This is a genomic window from Paraburkholderia ultramafica (assembly GCF_902859915.1).
In the GTDB taxonomy this organism is placed as follows: Bacteria; Pseudomonadota; Gammaproteobacteria; order Burkholderiales; family Burkholderiaceae; genus Paraburkholderia; species Paraburkholderia ultramafica.
This window is the reverse complement of the sequence record NZ_CADIKK010000049.1, coordinates 25,858-40,171: the sequence shown is the minus strand read 5'-3', so window position 1 is coordinate 40,171 and position 14,314 is coordinate 25,858. Positions and strand designations below refer to the sequence as shown.

Genomic DNA, 14,314 nt, shown 5'->3' with positions numbered 1-14,314 from the left:
GGTGCGGTGAATTGCACTGTCATCGTCGCACCCGGAAAGGAATGTCCGCCGCGCCGGCCATGACGGGGACGTCGGCCAACCGCCATACCGCGTCAGCGGTTTTGTTCAATTACATTTATCCGACATCGAGCATGCGTTATGGATTCAGCATGAAATTTGCGCCACGTATTAATACGGATAAAAGCGGGTTCAACCATGCAAGCGTTTAACAGTCGGCGTACACTCCCCGCAAGCCTTTGCCATTGGGCGTACGGGGCTGCGGAGCCGCCCGTGGTCGAACACGGGTTATTGGAGACTCAGGAGAACAATCAATGAGCTGGACTCGGGAACAGAGAAACGTCACGATAGCCGCCTATCTGGGCTGGACACTCGACGCATTCGATTTCTTTCTAATGGTGTTCGTATTGAAAGATATCGCGGCGGAATTCAATACGACGATCCCGTCGGTGGCCGTCGCGATTATGCTGACCTTGATGATGCGGCCGGTCGGCGCATTGATTTTCGGCTGGCTCGCCGACAGGTACGGCCGCCGTCCCACGCTGATGCTCAACATCGCGTGCTTCTCGCTGCTGGAATTGCTGTCCGGCCTGTCGCCGAATCTGATGACGCTGCTGGTGCTGCGTGCGCTGTTCGGCATCGCGATGGGCGGCGAATGGGGCGTCGGCGGCGCACTGACGATGGAAACCGTGCCGCCGAAGTCGCGCGGCATCGTCTCGGGTCTGCTGCAGGCGGGTTATCCGAGCGGTTATCTGCTCGCGTCGGTCGTGTTCGGGGTCTTCTATCAATACATCGGCTGGCGCGGCATGTTCTTTGTCGGCGTGCTGCCCGCGCTGCTCGTGTTGTACATCCGTGCGCACGTGCCGGAATCGCCGGCCTTCCAGACCCTCGAAAAGAAAGTGCGGCCGGGCCTGGTCGCCATGTTGAAGCAGAACGTCGGGCTGTCGATTTACGCGATCGTGCTGATGACCGCGTTCAACTTCTTCTCGCACGGCTCACAGGATCTGTATCCGACCTTCCTGCGTGTGCAGCATCAGTTCGACGCGCACACGGTGTCGTGGATCACGATCGTGCTGAACATCGGCGCGATTTGCGGCGGCCTGTTCTTCGGTTGGTTTTCGGAAAAGATCGGCCGCAAGCGCGCGATCTTTATCGCCGTGTTGATCGCCTTGCCGGTGCTGCCGCTGTGGGCCTTCTCGACCACCCCGGTGCTGCTCGCGCTCGGCGCGTTCCTGATGCAGATCTCCGTGCAGGGCGCATGGGGTGTGATCCCGGTGCACCTGAACGAAATCTCGCCCGATGAAATTCGCGCGACCTTCCCCGGTCTCGTGTACCAGCTCGGCAATCTGATCGCGTCGGTGAACGGCCCGCTGCAGGCAAGCGCCGCGGAAGCGCACGGCAACAACTACGCGCTCGTGATGGCGGTGGTGATCGGCATCGTGGTCGTGGTGATTGCCGCGCTGATTCCGTTCAGCCGCGAGCGTCGCGGCATCGACATGACGCAGTCGGCGAAAGAGCTTGCGGCAGGCCCCGCAGGCGGTCCTCTGGGTCAACAGCTTTAAGCGTTCGAACTCGACAGCTATTTTGCCGGCGCGTTCCCAGGCACGGTAGCCACCAAGGCGGCTCGAACCGCCGCGACGCGAAACACGCGTCACGCTGCACGCCGCACGCGCAAAGCCAAACCCAGTGTCCCAGCTGTACCTGATCTCGGCCACGCTCAAGCGCTTCGAAGACGAAGGCCGTCAGCAGGAAGATCTGCCACTGGTGCGCTGGGGCGTCGAGGACTCGTTGTACAAGGCGCAGCATGCACTCGACGGCGTGCTCGCGAATTACCCGAACCGCGTCGTCGCCCGCCTCGTGCGTGTGCTCGCGTTCCCGTTCGGCCTGCCCTGTCGCGAGCCGTCGGACCAGCTCGGCAGCGAAGTCGCCGAGCTGATGCAAACGCCCGGCGCGGCGCGCGAGCGCCTGGTGTCCGACTCGTACGTGCCGCATCCGGATGTCGATGCGCTCGGCTACGGCGAGCTGGTGCTCGAGCTGAATCCGCGTTTCACGCAGATCGACCAGAAGCTGCGCGACGCGGTCAGGCAGGGTCTGCTCGCACCGATGCCGCAAAGCCTGCCGCATCTCGCCGCGTGGACCGACACGGCCCAGAAGCAAGGCCTGATCGACGCCGACGATCGCCGCGTGCTCGACGATTACGCACGCTATGGCGCGCAAGTCATGAAGGTCGATGACTTCCCGGCCGACTTCGACATGCTCGCGAGTCTGCAAAAACGCCGGGAGATGCTCGACCACGCGCTGGAACCCGCGGCCTGAGTTCAGTCCGGGCGCGTGCAAAAAACATCCTGTGAGCGCGCACCCGATGCGCCCAACTCAGTGCACACTGACACACGTCCGAAGTCCCCCAAGGGGGCTTCGTTCGGGGCGCCCCCCAAGGGGACTTCCTACGGGGGCGTAGCCAGCGGAGCGACCAACAATATGAACGACTCTTACCTGAACTTCGTCAACTCACCGTTGGGCGCGCGCCTCGCGCGCTCGCTAGGATGGCCGTTGCCCGAGGTGCTGCGCCGCTATCGCGCGGACCGGCCCGAGTTCGACGGGCTGGTGGCGATCGGCGCGGGCCGCGAGCCGCGTCTGCTCGACGCGCTCGCAAATCTGGTGGCGAGCATCGGCGTGACGAGCGTCGCGCATGAAAGCGCGGGGTTGTGGGTGCCGCTCGCCACTCGCCACGGCCTGATGACCGGGCGGTTCGAACCGGCGGAAGCCGGCTCGCCCGGCAAGCTCGCGGCACTGCTGTTCGACGCGAGCGGTATCGAAGACAGCAGCCAGCTGGCCCCGCTGCACGGCTTCTTTCACGATACGCTGCGCTCGCTCGGCAAGTGCGGGCGCATCGTCGTGCTGGGACGGCCGCCGGAGTCGTGCGCGAGCCCGCGTCAGTGGACCGCGCAGCGCGCGCTCGAAGGCCTGACGCGTTCGCTCGGCAAGGAAGCCCGGCGTGCCATCACGGCGAATCTCGTCTACGTCGCGCAAGGTGCGGAAAGCGGCCTTGAAGCGACGCTGCGATTCTTTCTGTCGCCGCGTTCGGCGTATGTGTCGGGCCAGGTGGTGCGCATCGCCGCTGGCGGCTTTGGCGGCCACGGTGACGCTGGCGGCCCTGACAGCCCCAACGACGCTGCCGGCGCTGGCGTCCCGACCACACCCGCATTCGACTGGTCACAGCCGCTCGCGGGCCGCCGCGCGGTCGTGACCGGCGCCGCGCGCGGTATCGGCGCGGCGATTGCGAGCGTGCTGGCGGCCGAAGGCGCGCACGTGATCGGCATCGACATGCCGTCCGCGCGCGACGCGCTCGACGCGACCCTGCGCCAGTTGAACGGCACCGCCCTCGCGTTCGACATCGCCGCGCCGGAAGCCCCCGCGCAGATCGCCGCCGCGCTCGACGAACAGGGGGTGGACATCGTCGTGCACAACGCCGGCATTACGAAGGACAAGACCATCGCAAAGATGACCGACGCCATGTGGCAAAGCGTGATCGACATCAACCTGAGCGCGCAGGAACGGATCGACGACGCGCTGCTCGCCGCCGGCATTCTGCGCGACGGCGGCCGGATCATCGGCGTGTCGTCGATCAGCGGCATTGCGGGCAACCTCGGCCAGACCAATTACGCGACCTCGAAGGCCGGCGTGATCGGCCGGGTGCAAAGCATGGCGCCGCATTTGCGCGCGCGCGGCATCACGATCAACGCGGTCGCGCCCGGCTTCATCGAAACGCAGATGACCGCCAGGATGCCGCTGACCCTCCGCGAAGCCGGCCGCCGCATGAACTCGATGAGCCAGGGCGGCCAGCCGGTCGACGTCGCGCAGACCATCGCGTGGCTCGCGCATCCGGGAGCGGCCGGCGTCAGCGGCCAGATCGTGCGCGTGTGCGGACAAAGCCTGATTGGAGCGTGAGCATGCGCGAGCCGGGTGATCCGTTCGGGGACCGTCACGCATCGAGCGCGGTGCGGCCTGACGCGGCCCGACCCAAAACCGTCGTGATCGAAACCTTGCCCGCGCCGGCGAAGCTCTATGCGCGCGCGTTGTCGGGCATCGTCAAGCGCGGGCGCCAGATACAGACGGCGCATCTGCCGCCGCTGCGCCTCGTGCGCCCCGCCGTCGCGCTCGATCCGGGGCCGGTCTGGCGTTACGCGCGCGTCTGCGGTTTTATCCCCGAGCACGGCGTGCCGCTCACCTATCCGCACCTGCTCGCCTTTCCGCTGCATCTGCTGATGCTGACCGACCCGGCGTTTCCGTGGCCGGCGCTCGGGCTCTTGCATCTGGCCAACCACGTGCGGCTGCGCCGGCCGCTCGCGTACAACGACATGCTGCGCGTCGAAGTGGAATTCGGCGCGCTGCTGCGTCACGACAAGGGCCAGGCGTTCGTGCTGCATACGCGCATGTACCGGCGCGGCGAGGCGGTGTGGGACGGCGACAGCGTCTACCTGAAACGCGCGGTGCCGGCGCGGGGCAACCCGCTCGCTGCGCTCGAACTCGGGCCGGATGCGCTGCAACGCATCGCGCGCTGGCAACTCGCGCCGCAACTGGGCCGCGACTACGCGAGCGTGTCCGGCGACTACAACCCGATCCACCTCGCCGCGCTGTCGGCGAAGGCGTTCGGTTTTCCGCGCGCGATCGCGCATGGCATGTGGACGCTGGCGCGCGCCGCCTCCGCGCTGCAACCGCCGAAGCCGCTGGCCGAAGCGTCGCTCAGCGCCGAATTCAAGCTGCCGCTGCTGCTGCCGGGCGAAGCGTCGTTGTGGAGCGCGGCGCCGTCGCTGATCGAACGCGACCTCGAGGTGCGCGATATCGCCGGCGAAAAGCCGCATTTGCGCGGCCGCATGCAGTGGCGGCTGCAATGACGTACGCGCGACGTTGTATCACGGCATGGAAACATGGAATTAACGCCGCCCGGATTCGTTGTTGAATCAGGACCCACCGATCGCCAAACTCACGATCCGCGCACCATTCGCACCACTCAATAACCAGGGAACGACCCGAAGGAGCCAAGCATGTCCAACCCGCTACCCGCCGTGCGCCGCGTCGCCATCGTCGGGGGCAACCGGATCCCGTTTGCCCGCTCGAATACCGCCTACGCGACCGCGTCGAATCAGGACATGCTGACCTTCACGCTGCAAGGGCTGATCGACCGCTACAACCTGCACGGCCAACGTCTGGGCGAAGTCGCGGCCGGCGCCGTGATCAAGCATTCGCGCGACTTCAATCTGACGCGCGAAGCCGTGCTGTCCACCACGCTCGCCAGGGAGACGCCCGCCTACGACGTGCAGCAGGCGTGCGGCACGGGGCTCGAAGCGGCCATCCTCGTCGCCAGCAAAATCGCCCTCGGGCAGATCGAAGTGGGCATTGCGGGCGGCGTCGATACCACGTCCGATGCGCCGATCGGCGTCAACGAGCGGATGCGCAAGATCCTGCTCGAAGCGAACCGCGGCAAGAGCACGGGGCAGCGCGTCGGCGCGCTGAGCAAGCTGCGCCCCGGGATGTTTTTCAAGCCGCTGCTGCCGCGCAACGTCGAGCCGCGCACCGGGCTGTCGATGGGCGAGCACTGCGAGCTGATGGCCAAGCGCTGGAACATCTCGCGCGAGGCCCAGGACGTGCTCGCCTACGACAGCCACCGCAAGCTCGCCGACGCGTACGCGCGCGGCTTCGTCAACGATCTGATGACGCCGTACCGCGGCCTCTCGCGCGACAACAATCTGCGCGCCGATCTGACGCTCGAAAAACTCGCGAGCCTGAAGCCGGTGTTCGACCGCGACGCCGGCACGCTGACCGCCGGCAACTCGACGCCGCTCACCGACGGCGCGTCCGCCGTGCTGCTCGCGAGCGAGGCCTGGGCGGCCCGGCATGGGCTGCCGGTGCTCGCGTATCTGAGCTGGTCGGAGACGGCCGCCGTCGACTTTTTCGACCGGAAGGAAGGCCTGTTGATGGCGCCCGCCTATGCCGTGCCGCGCATGCTGGCGCGCGCCGGCCTCACGTTGCAGGACTTCGATTTTTACGAAATCCACGAAGCGTTCGCGGCCCAGGTGTTGTGCACGCTCGCGGCGTGGCAGGATGACGAGTATTGCCGCACCCAGCTCGGCTTGCCGGGCCCGCTCGGCGCGATCGATCGGAGGAAACTGAACGTGAACGGCAGTTCGCTTGCCACCGGCCATCCGTTCGCGGCGACGGGCGGGCGCATCGTCGCCGGCCTCGCGAAGCTGCTCGCGCAGCTCGACAAACCGGCCGGCACCGCGCGCGGGCTGATCTCGATCTGCGCCGCGGGCGGCCAGGGAGTGGTCGCGATTCTGGAGCGCTGAGCGGCGCAGCCGTTTTTGCATTCGCTTCACGAGGGTTCCACTTCACGCGCTGCTGCCATGCACGCTTTGCTTGCTTCGATGACTGGCCGTGAAACCAGCACACAAACAGATGAAGCCACGGCTTCAGGAGACGACCGATGACCCAGCCAACTCAAGCCCCGCTGTCACCCGCCGCCGGGTCCGCAGCAGCGGCGAGTGCAGCGAACGCAGCGAGCGAGGCACCTGCGCCGGTGCCCGCCGCCCGAACGTCGCACCCCGCGCCCAACACTGACGGCATCTGGTACGCGTCGTATCCGGCGGACGTGCCGCATGACATCGACGTTGCGCAATACGAGTCGCTCGTGCAGTTCTTCGACGAATGTACCGCGAAGTTCCGCGAGCGGGTCGCGTATGTGAGCGTCGGCGCGAATCTGACGTACGGCGAACTGGGCCGCAAGGCCACCGCGTTCGCCGCCTATCTGCAAAGCATCGGCGTGAAGCCGGGCGAGCGCGTCGCGATCATGCTGCCGAATACGTTCCAGTATCCGGTCTCGCTGTTTGGCGTGCTGAAAGCTGGCGCTGTAGTGGTCAACGTGAATCCGCTCTACACGGTGCGCGAGCTCGCGCATCAGTTGAAGGACAGCGGCGCGCAAACCCTCATCGCATTCGAGAACTTCGCGAAGACTGTCGAACAGGCGCTGCCGGGCACCAAGGTGAAGAACGTCATCGTGACGGGCCTCGGCGATCTGCTCGCCGACGGCCTGAATCCGAAGGGACGTCTGCTCAATTTCATGTTGCGGCACGTGAAGAAGATGGTGCCCGCGTACAACCTGCCGCAGGCGGTGCCGCTGCTCACAGCGCTTTCGACCGGCTATACGCGGCCGCTGATACCCATGCGCGCCGCTCACGACGACATCGCGTTTCTGCAATACACCGGCGGCACCACCGGCGTCGCGAAAGGCGCGATGCTCACGCACAGGAACATGATCGCCAATCTGCTGCAGGCGAAGGCGTGGGCCGAGCGTCAGTTGAACGGCGAAGTCGAAACGGTCCTCACGCCGCTGCCGCTCTATCACATCTACTCGCTGACCGTGAACGCGCTGATCTTCATGGGACTCGGCGGGCGCAACATCCTGATCGCCAATCCGCGCGATATCAAGCGCGTGATGATGATCATCCGTCACGAGAAGTTTACCGGCATGACGGCGGTCAACACGCTCTACAACGCGTTCCTCGAAAACGAAGAGTTCCGCAAGCGCGACTTCTCGAACCTCAAGCTCGCGATGGCGGGCGGCATGGCCACGCAGAAGGCGGTCGCCGACCGCTTCAAGGCCGTCACCGGCAAACCGATCATCGAAGGCTACGGGCTGACCGAATGCTCGCCGATCGTGTCGATGAATCCGGTCGATCTGACCAGTCTGCGCGACTTCGAAGGATCGATCGGCTTGCCCGCGCCGTCCACTCAGGTGCGCTTCAGGAAGGACGACGGCAGCTGGGCGAACATCGGCGAAGCGGGCGAGTTGTGCGTGAAGGGGCCGCAGGTGATGAAAGGCTACTGGAACCGCCCGGAAGAAACCGCGAAGGTGATCGACGACGACGGCTGGCTCGCCACCGGCGACATCGGCGTGATGGACTCGCGCGGCTTCATCCGCCTGATCGACCGGAAGAAGGACATGATCATTGTGTCAGGCTTCAACGTCTATCCGAACGAGGTCGAAGACGTGATCGCCGCGCATCCGGACGTGCGCGAAGTGGCCGCAATCGGCGTGCCCGATGCGGCGCAGGGCGAACGGGTGAAGGTGTTCATCGTCCGGCGCAATCCGTCGCTGACCGCGGAACAGGTGATCGCCCATTGCCGCAAGAATCTGACCGCCTACAAGGTGCCGAAGCTGGTCGAGTTCCGCGACGAGCTGCCGCAAACCAACGTCGGCAAGATTCTGCGCCGCGCGCTGCGCGACGAGGAACTCGCGAAGCAAAAGCCTGCCTGACAGGCTACGCGCCGCGTCATCTTTCGGAGAGACTCATGAAGCACCGCCTGCCCGCACGCTCATCCCGCACGTCGGCCTTCATGCGCGTCGTCCGGCTCGTGCCGCTTGTGCCGCGGATCGCCGCGTCAATGCGTGCGGTCTCGCCGCGTGGACTGCTGATCGGCACGCTGATCGCCGGCGCGGCCGTCGTCGCGGCACCGGCGGCTCGCGCGCAGAACCACAGCCCGCCCTCGCTCGACACTGTCAGCACAGTGAAGGCGCCGGCCACGCCGTCCTCGCAGGTCGGCAAGCTCACGCTGGATCAGCAGGTCAAATGGCTGCGCGCCGCGCAACAGAGCGGCGCGCTGGAGAAACTCGACGACGCGCAGCTGGTCGCGCTGTTCCAGTCGCTCGATCCGCTGGCGTTGCCGCGCTACATCAAGGAAGGGCCGAACGGCTATCCGTCGTACGAGTTCACCATGGCGCGCTCGGAACGCATTCGCGGCCAGTGGCCGGACAAGCCCGATCACATGCTGGTGCGGCTCGCGCACGACCCGCTGCGAATCTACGCGAAGTGGCTGCCCGGCGGCGCGCACGCGGGCCAGGAAATCATCTACGACGAGTCCAAACGCACCGACGAAATGTACGGCCACCTGGGCGGCATCATGAACGTGATGCCGTTGTGGACTTCGCTGAACGGCGTGCTCGCGCGCTCGCAATCGCACCATCACGTGCGCGATCTGGGCACCGAGTATGTCGCCAGCCAGTACCTCAGCGAGGGCAAGAAATACGCCGAGGCCGGCCTGCCGCGTTCGACCCAGGTGGAAGTCAAGACGGTCGACGGCGTGCGCGTGGTGGCCTTCACCTTCGAAACGCCGATCGGGCAGCCGCAGTTCTACGCGAAGAAGGAAACGCTCGGGCTCGATCTGCGGCATCCGTACTTCCGCACCGTCGAGTCCTACGACAACGATGGCGAGCTGTTCGAGAAGATCGTCTTCGAAACCATCACGCCGCAGACGTTCGACGACTCGGCCTTCGATCCGAAGAACAAGGCGTACAAGTTCTAGTTCCGGTTCTAGCTCTGGCGCGGGACGCGCGGCGTGAAGGCGAACGTGACGTGAGCGTCCCGCGTGCCTGACCCGGCGCGCTGCTCGTGACTGTGTTCGACCAGTTGCCCTGCACGGGTGGCAAGTTCGCTGAGCACGAAGAAGTCGGATGCGCGCGTGAGGCCGATCAGCGAGGGCGGTGTTGGCACGCGTGTCTGACCGGGAGTCGGACCGAGAAGCGGCGCGAGTGTCGTGTACCAGAGCGCGCCGATATCGTCGCCGGTTTCGAAGACGGGCAGCTTCATCTGCGCCGCGTATCGCGCGAACGACGGGCCACAGGCCAGCGTGGAATCGACGATCGCCAGCGTGTTGCTACGCGCGGCCGCGCGCGCGAGCCACGGCCACGCGCCACCTGCCGCGCTCGACAACCATGCGCCTGTCATCATGAAAGTGCGTCGGTCCATGGATTGGTCCAGTCGCTGCGAGGTGAATCGCCAGCGCCCTGGCTTACCTTCAGGTGTACCCCCGCCGGTCGCGCCATGCCGCCGGCCAGATGCCCTGCTTGCCCGGCGCGAGAATGCCGTTCGGGTCGAGCGCGTCCTTGATCGTTTCCGATAGCCGCAGCAATGCGCCATCGTTAAAGCTGTACTGGGCCGCGGCAAAATCCATGTACGCGAGATGCGCGCGATATTCGCCATAGCCCGCCGCGCGCGCATCGCTCATCAGCGAACGCAACAACGCGCCGGCCTGCTCGACCTGGTCCGCGTCGTCGCGGTCGAAGATCGCCGCGAAGATGTGATGCAGATGCCGCTCGCCCGCCGTGAAACCACCGTAGTAGTCGAAGCCGTATTCCGCGGCGCGCGTCTTGACCATCGTGTACTGGCGCAACGCGTCGCGCCCGGTCGCCGGACACAGCGGCGCGAAGTCCACGTGCGCGCCCGCGCCGCCGCGCCAGTCGAGCATCCGGAAGGCGGTCATCGCGGGAATGCCGGCGAGGTTGCGATCGCCGCCGCCGGTGGGCTGCGCATCGCCCGCATAGCGCGCGGCGAACAGCCTCGCCTGCGGCACGCGCGCGAACGCGCGCTGCACGATCGCATAGCGCGCGTCGATCAGTTCGGGCGTGCCGTATAGCGCGAAATGCAGATTCCAGCGGCCGATGTTCAGCTTGTCGAGCATCGCCGCAACCGCGCTCTCGGGCATCACGCCCGTGCCTTCATACCACTGCTTGCGCGCCGACAAACCCGCCGCGCGGCGCAAGCCGCCTTCGATCACCGCGCGGTTGCGGATCGTTTCATCGAGCCGCAACGGCCGCAGAATATCCACGATCGTTTCGAGATCGGCCTCGTGGCGAAACTGGATTTCGCCGAGCAGATACGCGGGCGGCGCGGGCATCAGCCAGACCCCCAGCTTGGTGACGATGCCGTAGTTCGACTGCATGAACATCGCATCGAACGAGGGTCCATAACCCGGCTGGTACAACTGCCACGCGGTGCCGATCTCGATCCCGCCCATGCCGGTGCGCAGCACGTCGCCGTTGGCCAGCACCACTTCCATGCCGCACTGCGTCGCCGCATGATCGCCGTACGCGGTATAGCCGAAACCGCGTTCGAGCGTATTGCCGACCACGCTGCCCCAGCCGGCCGCGGGCGGATCGACCCACAGCTTGTAGCCCTTGTCGCGCAGATGCGCATACAGATCGAAGTAGCTGACGCCCGGTTCGACCAGCGCGTACGCAAGCGTCTCGTTCACTTCGATGATGCGGTTCATCCGTTGCAGATCGAGCACGACCGATCCGGTGAGGCGCGGCGCGGCGCCGCCGTATGCGAAGTTGCGGCCGGTCGAGACGGTCCACAACGGAATCCGGTATTGATTGGCGATGCGCAGCACCGCGCGAATTTCGTCGACCGATGCGGGCAGCAGCGCGGCGCTGGCAGAAAACGCCGTGCGCTCGCCGGGGGCAAACGGATCGAGATACGCGGCGAGCCCGGCTGCGGAAGTCACCACCCGCGAGTCGCCGACGATCGCGCGCCAGGCGGCGAGCGCGCGATCGAACTGTGCGGCGGATACTTTTGGCGGGAGGGTTGCGGGCAAAGCGTTTCCTTGGGCGGAGCGGGAGGCGCGCTGGCCGGTGAGCTTGTTGTCTACTGCCACGCCTCCGGCTTTCCCCCAAGCTCGCTGCACACGTCGATGGCGATCGAGCGCAGCTTGCCTTCCGCGATCGGCCCGGACAACGCGTAGCCCATGCCGTCGTTGATCCAGTAGAAGGTGCGCCGGTTGCCGTCGCGGAACAGGCGGAACACGGTTTCGGCGCGCGCAGTGCCGGTGACGTACAGCGTGAGGCGCGCGCCGCTGCTGTTCTCGTACATGAACTGTGCGGCCGGTCCCGCTTCACCGGGCAACAGCCGCCCGCCCACCAGCGAGTAGCCGTATTCCTGCAGCGACGGTACCGACAGCGGCCGGTTCAGTCGTTTGGACAGCCAGTTGATCAGATGCTCTTCTTCGCTCGCGGCGACCTCCACCGGATGACGCTGCTCCGGTGTGTACACCGCGTACGCGATGTCCGCGCGCTGCGCGAAGCTCGGTGGCTGGCGCCCGCCCAGACCGTCCCACGCGCCGCCCGTCAGGCGCGGCGCCAGCGGCCCCAACGCGAGCGCGAGTCCCGCGCCGGCCGCGAGCCAGCAGGCGGCGAGCCCCACGCGCTGCCACCACGGCTGCGTCTTGCGCACCACGATATAGGCGGGCTCGTCGGCATCAGCGCGCTGATCGCGCGCATGCCATTCATTGCGCTCGTTGAATTCACCACGCCCGTTGCGCTGCGGCGCCCCGCACAATGCGCGCAACGCGGCTTTCTGCGCGCGCCACGCGGCCACCCTCGCGGCGGCCTGCGGATGCTGCGCCAGTTGCGCCTCGATCTCGGCGCGCTGCGCGCCCGGCAATTCGCCGTCGACAAACGCCGACAGCGCTCGCAGATCGAGCCCCTCGGGCAAGCCGGAATCGTAGTCGTCGTTAGTCATTATGGATTTCTCACCACTTTCAACGGCGGAGCCTTGCGCGCCGGGCCCTGAGCCGGCCCCTCCGTCAACAACACGCGTATGTGTTCGCGCGCGCGCGACAGCCGCGACATCACCGTGCCGATCGGCACGCCGAGCGCGCGCGACGCTTCCTGATAGGACAGCTCCTCGACACAGACCAGCAACAGCACTTCACGCTGCTCGACCGGCAGACAGTACAGCGCGCGCTGCAGATCGCGCAGCACCAGCCCGTCGACCTCGCCTTGCGGCGCTTCGAGGTTGCGCCACGGCGCGCTTTCGTCGTCGACAGCGATCTCGCGGCGGCCGCGCAACTGATCGATGTAAAGATGCCGCAGGATCGTCAGAAGCCACGCGCGCAGATTGCTGTTCGGCCGGAACGCCGACCAACGCGCGAGCGCACGCTCCGCCGTATCCTGCACGAGATCGTCGGCCCAGGCGTGGTCGCCCGTCAACGCGCGCGCGTAGCGGCGCAACTGCGGGAGCCACGCGATCACTTCCGCTTCGAAATTCACCCGGCGGACAAAAGCTCAGTAGCCACCGCCACCGCCGCTGTTGCTGCTACTGCCCGACGCACCGTTATCAGTCGCGGACGTGCAGCCGCTCGTCGCGAGCGAACCGAGGGCCAGTGCCAGCAGCACGAACACGGCGGACAGAATACGGGATGCTTTCATAGTGAGTCTCCTGAGGAGCGTCCGACATACAGGTTACGCCGGAATCCGATCGGCCACGCGCACAATGCAACGCCGCCATGTATAACTTAACGCGAGCGGCCCGTGATTTATTCCGCGCGAGGGTGGCGACTCCATCCTTTTCCGCCATCCGTGCCGGGAATGCCTGGGCAACACGGAAGAACCCGCCATCCGTCAGCAGATTCGTAACTCAACGTTACAGCCAGGAGTTATCAGATGCTTATGTGCCGACAAGTCGTTATAGTGGACGCAGTTCGCCCGCCGACGCGTTCTACCCCCGCACAGGGTAGAATTGCGGCGAACCACCGTCTTTCTAACCTGAATTGTCCATGGCTTCCGCAGAATCGCATCCGCAAAACGACTTCATGAACGCTGCGCGCAAAGAACGAAAGCGCGTCGAGATTTACCTTGTCAACGGCATTCGCCTGACCGGGTGCATCGAGTCGTTCGATCAGTACCTGGTGATGCTGCGCACGCCTGTCGGCCTGCAAGGCATCTACAAGCGCGCGATCTCCACAATCCAGCTCGACACCGGCACGCGTCCGGCGCCGCGCGCGGGGCGTCCTTCGCATGGCGAACACACCACGCGCGGCCCGCACGGCTCGCGTGAACCGCGCGACCATCGTGAGCCGCGCGAACCGCGTGAACCACGCGAGTCGTACGGCGCACCGGCTTCGGACCGTCCTTCGTCCGAGCGCAGCAGCGGCACGTCCGACGGACCCGTGGTCGTGACACGCCGCCGGCGCCTGTTCGGCACGGGCGGCGGCGACGGCGGCAACCACGGCGGTAGCGGCAGCCCCGGTAACGTCAGCGGCAACGGCGGCAACGAATAAACGGCCGCCGCGGCGCCCGGCTAGGCCATTGGGTGGCCGAGCCGCTGCAAAATCTTCTCCAGCTGCATCACCTGATGCTCTGTCAGCTCGAATCCACATTTGACCGCCAGCACGCGGCGGCGCCAGTACACGGCGTCCAGCATGCGCAGCGCCGGTTGCTTCGTTGCCCAATTCAGATGTTCCAGCTCCGCTTCCACGACGTGTGAGGCGGTCACGCGCTGCGCGCGCCCAAGGTTTTTCCGGTCCATGTTGTTCGCTGCCTTGTGGTTGGCTGGGCCTGCTTGCTCCCTCCCGAGCTGGGCACTGCCGGTTCCTGCGATACGGGTTGCTATGCCGGCCCACGCGGCCGGCGGATGCTTTTGTTTTCCCGCTTCGCTGTCTGGCGACACACGGAAAACGAATCGATGCTGGACGGTTTCAAATG

The 14,314-nt window shown here is 66.0% G+C and carries 14 protein-coding genes and 1 pseudogene; 9 read left to right on the top strand and 6 right to left on the bottom strand.

The features are described from left to right. The 8 genes and pseudogenes from HV744_RS36890 to HV744_RS32785 all read left to right on the top strand — a co-directional run. On the top strand, positions 1–209 hold a 209-nt coding region (locus HV744_RS36890), incomplete at its 5' end, for a hypothetical protein (RefSeq protein ID WP_217469185.1). Positions 210–311: 102 nt separating this feature from the next. Continuing rightward, a complete protein-coding gene (locus HV744_RS32815; protein ID WP_175153470.1) occupies positions 312–1,559 on the top strand; it encodes an MFS transporter in 1,248 nt (415 codons plus the stop codon). A 124-nt stretch (positions 1,560–1,683) separates the two neighbouring features. Continuing rightward, positions 1,684–2,313, top strand: a pseudogene (locus tag HV744_RS32810) (acyl-CoA dehydrogenase domain-containing protein); the annotation flags it as partial. Positions 2,314–2,475: 162 nt separating this feature from the next. Next, the gene (locus HV744_RS32805) at positions 2,476–3,945 is read left to right on the top strand and encodes a 3-oxoacyl-ACP reductase (RefSeq protein ID WP_175153469.1); all 1,470 of its coding nucleotides are present in this window, start codon (positions 2,476–2,478) and stop codon (positions 3,943–3,945) included. A gap of 2 nt (positions 3,946–3,947) precedes the next feature. Beyond that, positions 3,948–4,892 carry a MaoC family dehydratase gene (locus tag HV744_RS32800; RefSeq protein WP_175153468.1) on the top strand — a complete coding sequence of 315 codons (945 nt, stop codon included), beginning with the start codon at positions 3,948–3,950 and terminating at the stop codon, positions 4,890–4,892. A 150-nt stretch (positions 4,893–5,042) separates the two neighbouring features. After that, positions 5,043–6,344 (top strand): acetyl-CoA C-acetyltransferase, encoded by a 1,302-nt coding sequence (locus HV744_RS32795; RefSeq protein WP_175153467.1) that lies wholly within the window; start codon positions 5,043–5,045, stop codon positions 6,342–6,344. 137 nt (positions 6,345–6,481) lie between these two features. Further along, a complete protein-coding gene (locus HV744_RS32790) occupies positions 6,482–8,311 on the top strand; it encodes an AMP-binding protein (protein ID WP_175153466.1) in 1,830 nt (609 codons plus the stop codon). Between the two features lie 35 nt (positions 8,312–8,346). After that, positions 8,347–9,357, top strand: coding sequence for a DUF1571 domain-containing protein (locus HV744_RS32785; RefSeq protein ID WP_175153465.1), 1,011 nt, complete (start codon positions 8,347–8,349; stop codon positions 9,355–9,357). Between the two features lie 8 nt (positions 9,358–9,365). Here HV744_RS32785 and HV744_RS32780 read toward each other — a convergent pair whose 3' ends face one another. From HV744_RS32780 to HV744_RS32760, 5 genes are read right to left on the bottom strand one after another with little or no spacing between them, the layout of a single operon-like run. Beyond that, the gene (locus HV744_RS32780) at positions 9,366–9,800 is read right to left on the bottom strand and encodes a hypothetical protein (RefSeq protein ID WP_175153464.1); all 435 of its coding nucleotides are present in this window, start codon (positions 9,798–9,800) and stop codon (positions 9,366–9,368) included. A gap of 49 nt (positions 9,801–9,849) precedes the next feature. Further along, positions 9,850–11,427: an FAD-binding oxidoreductase gene (locus HV744_RS32775; protein ID WP_175153463.1), complete on the bottom strand. Its 1,578-nt coding sequence runs from the start codon at positions 11,425–11,427 to the stop codon at positions 9,850–9,852. 50 nt (positions 11,428–11,477) lie between these two features. Then, positions 11,478–12,350: an anti-sigma factor family protein gene (locus HV744_RS32770; protein WP_175153462.1), complete on the bottom strand. Its 873-nt coding sequence runs from the start codon at positions 12,348–12,350 to the stop codon at positions 11,478–11,480. Next, a complete protein-coding gene (locus HV744_RS32765; RefSeq protein WP_175153461.1) occupies positions 12,350–12,880 on the bottom strand; it encodes a sigma-70 family RNA polymerase sigma factor in 531 nt (176 codons plus the stop codon). The genes HV744_RS32770 and HV744_RS32765 overlap by 1 nt, the downstream gene beginning before the upstream one ends. 15 nt (positions 12,881–12,895) lie before the next feature. Then, entirely contained in the window at positions 12,896–13,039 is a 144-nt protein-coding gene (locus HV744_RS32760; protein ID WP_175153460.1) for a hypothetical protein, read from the bottom strand. A 347-nt stretch (positions 13,040–13,386) separates the two neighbouring features. Between HV744_RS32760 and hfq the strand changes: the two genes are divergently transcribed. Next, positions 13,387–13,890 carry an RNA chaperone Hfq gene (gene hfq / locus HV744_RS32755; RefSeq protein WP_175153459.1) on the top strand — a complete coding sequence of 168 codons (504 nt, stop codon included), beginning with the start codon at positions 13,387–13,389 and terminating at the stop codon, positions 13,888–13,890. A gap of 20 nt (positions 13,891–13,910) precedes the next feature. Here hfq and HV744_RS32750 read toward each other — a convergent pair whose 3' ends face one another. After that, a complete protein-coding gene (locus HV744_RS32750; protein WP_175153471.1) occupies positions 13,911–14,138 on the bottom strand; it encodes a hypothetical protein in 228 nt (75 codons plus the stop codon). Between the last annotated feature and the right edge of the window lie 176 nt (positions 14,139–14,314).

Excerpts from the sequence above, each read along its gene's own strand:
- HV744_RS32815 (WP_175153470.1), top strand. The coding sequence starts at position 312 with ATGAGCTGGACTCGGGAACAGAGAAACGTCACGATAGCCGCCTATCTG.
- HV744_RS32805 (WP_175153469.1), top strand. The coding sequence starts at position 2,476 with ATGAACGACTCTTACCTGAACTTCGTCAACTCACCGTTGGGCGCGCGC.
- HV744_RS32800 (WP_175153468.1), top strand. The coding sequence starts at position 3,948 with ATGCGCGAGCCGGGTGATCCGTTCGGGGACCGTCACGCATCGAGCGCG.
- HV744_RS32795 (WP_175153467.1), top strand. The coding sequence starts at position 5,043 with ATGTCCAACCCGCTACCCGCCGTGCGCCGCGTCGCCATCGTCGGGGGC.
- HV744_RS32790 (WP_175153466.1), top strand. The coding sequence starts at position 6,482 with ATGACCCAGCCAACTCAAGCCCCGCTGTCACCCGCCGCCGGGTCCGCA.
- HV744_RS32785 (WP_175153465.1), top strand. The coding sequence starts at position 8,347 with ATGAAGCACCGCCTGCCCGCACGCTCATCCCGCACGTCGGCCTTCATG.
- HV744_RS32780 (WP_175153464.1), bottom strand. The coding sequence starts at position 9,800 with ATGGACCGACGCACTTTCATGATGACAGGCGCATGGTTGTCGAGCGCG.
- HV744_RS32770 (WP_175153462.1), bottom strand. The coding sequence starts at position 12,350 with ATGACTAACGACGACTACGATTCCGGCTTGCCCGAGGGGCTCGATCTG.
- HV744_RS32760 (WP_175153460.1), bottom strand. The coding sequence starts at position 13,039 with ATGAAAGCATCCCGTATTCTGTCCGCCGTGTTCGTGCTGCTGGCACTG.
- hfq (WP_175153459.1), top strand. The coding sequence starts at position 13,387 with ATGGCTTCCGCAGAATCGCATCCGCAAAACGACTTCATGAACGCTGCG.
- HV744_RS32750 (WP_175153471.1), bottom strand. The coding sequence starts at position 14,138 with ATGGACCGGAAAAACCTTGGGCGCGCGCAGCGCGTGACCGCCTCACAC.